This is a genomic window from Candidatus Methylomirabilota bacterium (assembly GCA_035936835.1).
Classification (GTDB): domain Bacteria; phylum Methylomirabilota; class Methylomirabilia; order Rokubacteriales; family CSP1-6; genus AR37.
Window position 1 is genome coordinate 1 of the sequence record DASYVT010000127.1, and the last position, 4,516, is coordinate 4,516.

A 4,516-nucleotide genomic window follows, 5' to 3' on the forward strand; every position below is an offset into this window, starting at 1 on the left:
CAGCTCCACGCCGGGCTTGAAGGACACGAACCGGTACGGGCCCGCGCCCACGGGCGCCTTCTTGAAGCCGTCGTCGCCCACCTTCTCGACGTACTTCTTCGGCACGATCCAGGCGGCGCCGGTGGCGGGCGTCGCGTAGAAGGTCATGAAGTCGGGCCAGGGACGCTTGAGAGTGAAGCGGACGCGGTAGGGGTCCACGACGTCCACGCGCGCCACCTTGGCCTTGAGGTCAGCAGCGGACGCGCCGCGGTAGCGCTCGAAGGAGAACTTGACGTCCTCCGCCGTCACGACGTCGCCGTTGTGGAACTTGACCCCCTTGCGAAGCGCGAACTCGTACGTCAGGCCGTCCTTGGACATGGTCCAGGACTCGGCGAGGGAGGGCGCCATGGCATTGCCGGGCATGGGTTTCACGAGCGCGTCGTGGAGCGCGTAGAGCACCATGAAGGGCGTGATGATGCCCGGGGTCTCGGCCGGGTCGAACCAGGTGGGCGCCAGCGAGACGTGAACGGCCCAGGTCATCTGGCCGTTTGGGCCTGCGGCGCTGGTTGGGCCTGCGGCGCTGGTTGGGCCTGCGGCGGTGGCCGGCTGAGCGGCGGCCGGGGCGACCGCGGCGATCGCCAGGGCGACCGCCAGGGTGAAACCACACGCTCGGGAGCGGTTTATGGTCTGTCCTCCGCTGCGCTTCGAAAAGGACCGGGCACGCTCGCGGGCTGCGAGGTTGCCCGATTATCCCCAAATCCCCTGCCCTGTCAATAGGAGCCGCGGGCGCTGGAGGAGCCGCGGGCGCTGGAGGAGCCGCGGGCGCTGGGGGGCCGGAGAGCCGCGATTGCCGCCTGCTGCGCCCTGTGCTACCGTCCGCCGGACATGGGCGACATCCTCCTCCTGGCCGAGCGGTTCTGGCAGGGACAGATCCCGCCGCGCGACCTGTGGCGGCCGACACACAAGAGCGAGGAGCTGGCGCCGGGTGTCGTCTTCTTCCACACTTGGGCGAATGTCACCGCCATCCGCACCGAGGCGGGGCTCGTCCTCGTGGACACGGGCAACTACGCCGCGCGCGCCAAGACCTTCGCCGCCGTCCGCGCGGTGGACGGAAGCCCCCTGCACGCCGCCGTCTACACCCACGGCCACGCGGACCACGCCTGCGGGCTGCCACCCTTCCTCGAGGAGGCGCGTGAGAAGGGCCGCCACGCGCCGCTGATCGTCGGGCACCGGAACGTCGCCGCCCGCTTCGACCGGTACCGGATGACCGCGCCCTGGAACGGCCTCATCAACTCGCGCCAGTTCTCGGTGAACGCCACGTGGCCGACGGACTACGACTACCCGACCGTCGTCTACGACACGGCATACGCTCTCGATGCGGGCGGCGCGCGCCTCGAACTGACGCACGCGCGCGGCGAGACGGACGATCACACGTGGCTCTGGTGGCCCGAGCGGCGCATCCTCTTCACCGGCGACCTCTTCTTCTGGGTCGCCCCCAACGCCGGCAACCCGCAGAAGGTCCAGCGCTACGCCGCCGAGTGGGCGCGGGCCCTGCGCGCGATGGCGGAGCGCGGCGCCGAGCTTCTGATCCCGGGCCACGGCGTCCCGATCGTGGGCGCGGCGCGCGTGCGCCAGGCGCTCGGCGACACGGCGGAGTGGCTCGAGACCCTCGAGCGCGAGACCGTGACGCGCATGAACGCCGGGCTCGGCCTCGACCAGATCCTCGCCGAGGTACGCCCGCCCGCGCATCTTGCCGAGCGCCCGTACCTCCAGGCCGTCTACGACGAGCCGGAGTACGTCGTGCGCAATATCTGGCGACTCTACGGCGGCTGGTGGGACGGCCAGCCGGCGCACCTGAAGCCTGCCCGCGAAGCGGAGATCGGGCAGGAAGTCGCCGCAATGGCGGGCGGCGCTGAGGCGCTCTCCGACCGCGCCCGGACTCTGGCCGAGAGCGGCAGCTTTGCTCTGGCCTGCCACCTCGCCGACTGGGCCGCGGCCGCTGCGCCCGATAGCGCGCGGGTGCACGCCGCGCGCGCCGACATCTACGAAGCGCGCGCCCAGGCCTCTGACGCCCTCATGACGCGCGGTATCTTCTCCGCTACGGCCCGCGAGTCGGCCGCCAAGGCCGGCCGCGCTCCCGACCGGGCGCCAGGGACGTCCCCGACGCGAGGAGCGTAGAAGACGGCGACTGCCCAGCTGGGCAGTGAAGGCCGACTACGCGCGCCCACTTTTCGAGCAGCCTGCTGCCGCTACTCGTACGTGATGCTGCCGTAGCCGAGGTACTTGAAGCCGATCCCCTTGCCCTTGATGACCCCGTTCTTCGTGACGGCGCCCTCGGGCAGCATGCCGACGGCGTTGTCGCCGCCCAGGTAGAGCATGACGTTGCCGCCATCGAAGAAGAGCAGGTCGCCCGGCTGCGGCTCGCCCTCCGTGCTGACCTTGAGCTGGCCCTGGAGACTCTTCGCCGTCACCGCCTCAGGCTTCTCGATCACGCCCGCCTGAGCCAGGATGAGGGCGGCGAAGGCGACGGAGTCGAGCCCGTCTTCCTTCTTCTTGCCGGCCCATTTGAAGGGCACCTTCTCCTGCTTGAGCGCGAAGGCCGCCGTGAGGGCCTCGCGCCGCTTCCCGCTGATCGACGCCGCCAGCGCCGGGTCCTTGATGTCCTTGCCCGTGTTCGGGTTCTGCCGGACGGCCACCACGAGCCGCGCCAGCTCGTCGCGCTCGGCGCGGGCGGCGGCGAGCGACTGCTCGGCTTTCGCCGCGCCGGCCGCCGCCGCCGCGCTCGCCGCCGTCAGCCGCTGGCTGTCGCGCTGCGCGGCGTCGCGGGCCTGCGTGAGCGTGGCGATCTGCTTCTGGGCGTAGAAGACCGCGCCGACCGCCAGGAGCGCGCAGACTACGAGGCCGATCAGCAGGGCCAGCGTCAGCCCCCTCCCGCCACCGCGCGGCGTCTCCGCCGGGTCCGCCATGGGCTGCACGTCGTCTTCGGATGCGTTCATCGATAGGTCCCCCTCTCTGTTGAGTCGGCTCGTGGCCGGTGCTGAGGTCCCTCTCTCTTAAGGGTTGGCTCGGCTCGCCTTCGGCTGCGCCTCACACTGCTAAGGGTTGGCTCGGCTCGCCTTCGGCTGCGCCTCACACTGCGTCGAGCCTGGCGGCAAGCTCCGCCGCGCGGGCGCGGAAGTGTCTCACGTTGTCGAGCTTGATGTCCTCGTAGCCGCGGATCAGGTCCGGCAGGTCACCGAGCGCCACCGCCGTGTCGTGGGTGGCGGGCGAGAGTGACGCGAGCGCCCGCTCGACCAGCGCGCGGTACTCGCCGATCAGCGCCCGCTCCTCGCGCCGCAGGCGGGCATAGCCGAAGACATCGAGCGCCGTGCCGCGCACCGCCTTCATCGCGTGGAGGGCCGAGAAGACCGGCTTGAACCAGGAGCCCAGCCGGATCTTCTTCTTGAGCCCGAGCGCGCGCAGGAGCGGCGGGTGCAGGTGCCAGTAGTAGCGGATCTCGGGGCCGAAGCGCGCATGAAGCTCGGCCTCGAGCGCGGCCGAGAGGTGCAGGCGCGCCACCTCGTACTCGTCTTTGTACGCCATGAGCTTGAAGAGGTGGCGCGCGACGGCTTCGGACAGCCCCGTGCGGCCGGGCGTCTTCCGCGCCTCCTCGCCGGCCACGCGCGTGACGAACTCGACGTACCGTCGCGCATAGGCCGCGTCCTGGTACTCGATCAGCTCGGGGACGCGGATCTCGAGCAGCCTGCGGAGCTCGGGCTCCGGACGCGCGGCGTCGACGAGGACCCGCGCCTCGGCCGAGAGGGCGCGCGAGGTCTCGGCCTTGCCCTGAGCCTGGACCACCGCGGCCTCGACGCGCTTGGCGTCCACCACGGCCAGGCGCCCCCAGCGGAAGGCCAGCAGGTTCATGTCCACGCTGACGCCGTTGAGCCGGATGGCGGCCTCGAGAGAGGCGGTGCTGATCGGGAGCGCGCCGCTCTGGTAGGCGGCGCCCACCATGATGAAGTTGGACGCCATGTGGTCGTTGAAGAGCGCCTCGGCCATGGCTTGGGCGTCCACGTAGACGTTGGCGTCCTTGCGCGTCACGCGGTCGATGCTCATCAGGGTGCTGCCGAGCTCGGGGAACTGGAGCGTCGTGTCGACGACCATCCGGCCGGTGGGGATCTGGCTCGTCGAGACGGCCGCGATGCTGCGTCCCGACTCGGCCTTGTCGAGGTTGACCGGGTCCGTGGCGACGAGGAGGTCGAAGCCCAGGTAGAGGTCGGCGCCGCCGGCCGAGACCTTGTTGGAGCCCTCGATGGGCCGGGAGTCGATCCTGAGGTCCGAGACCACCGGTCCGCCTTTCTGCGAGAGCCCCGTCTGGTCGAGGCCGCGCACGTGGCGGCCGTCGAGCATGGCGGCCGTGCCCAGGATCTGGTTCACCGTGACGACGCCGGTGCCGCCGATGCCCATCATGTGCAGCGCAAAGCCGTCGCGGGGCACGCGCAGCGCGGGCTCCGGCAGTTCGGCGTCCAGCGGCGTCAGGCGCCGCTCGCGCGTG

Annotated in this window: 4 protein-coding genes; 1 reads left to right on the forward strand and 3 read right to left on the reverse strand. The window is 71.1% G+C overall.

Annotation, left to right across the window (positions count from 1 at the left end):
* On the reverse strand, positions 1-519 hold a 519-nt coding region (locus tag VGV06_10830), incomplete at its 3' end, for an ABC transporter substrate-binding protein (protein HEV2055650.1).
* Positions 520-864: 345 nt separating this feature from the next.
* Here VGV06_10830 and VGV06_10835 point away from each other — a divergent pair.
* Positions 865-2,157: an alkyl sulfatase dimerization domain-containing protein gene (locus tag VGV06_10835; protein HEV2055651.1), complete on the forward strand. Its 1,293-nt coding sequence runs from the start codon at positions 865-867 to the stop codon at positions 2,155-2,157.
* A gap of 71 nt (positions 2,158-2,228) precedes the next feature.
* Here the strand turns inward: VGV06_10835 and VGV06_10840 are convergent, their stop codons facing one another.
* Both VGV06_10840 and VGV06_10845 read right to left on the reverse strand, forming a co-directional pair.
* Positions 2,229-2,975, reverse strand: a complete 747-nt coding sequence (locus VGV06_10840) for an NlpC/P60 family protein (GenBank protein HEV2055652.1) — start codon at positions 2,973-2,975, stop codon at positions 2,229-2,231.
* Positions 2,976-3,108: 133 nt separating this feature from the next.
* On the reverse strand, positions 3,109-4,516 hold a 1,408-nt coding region (locus VGV06_10845), incomplete at its 5' end, for a DUF6537 domain-containing protein (protein ID HEV2055653.1).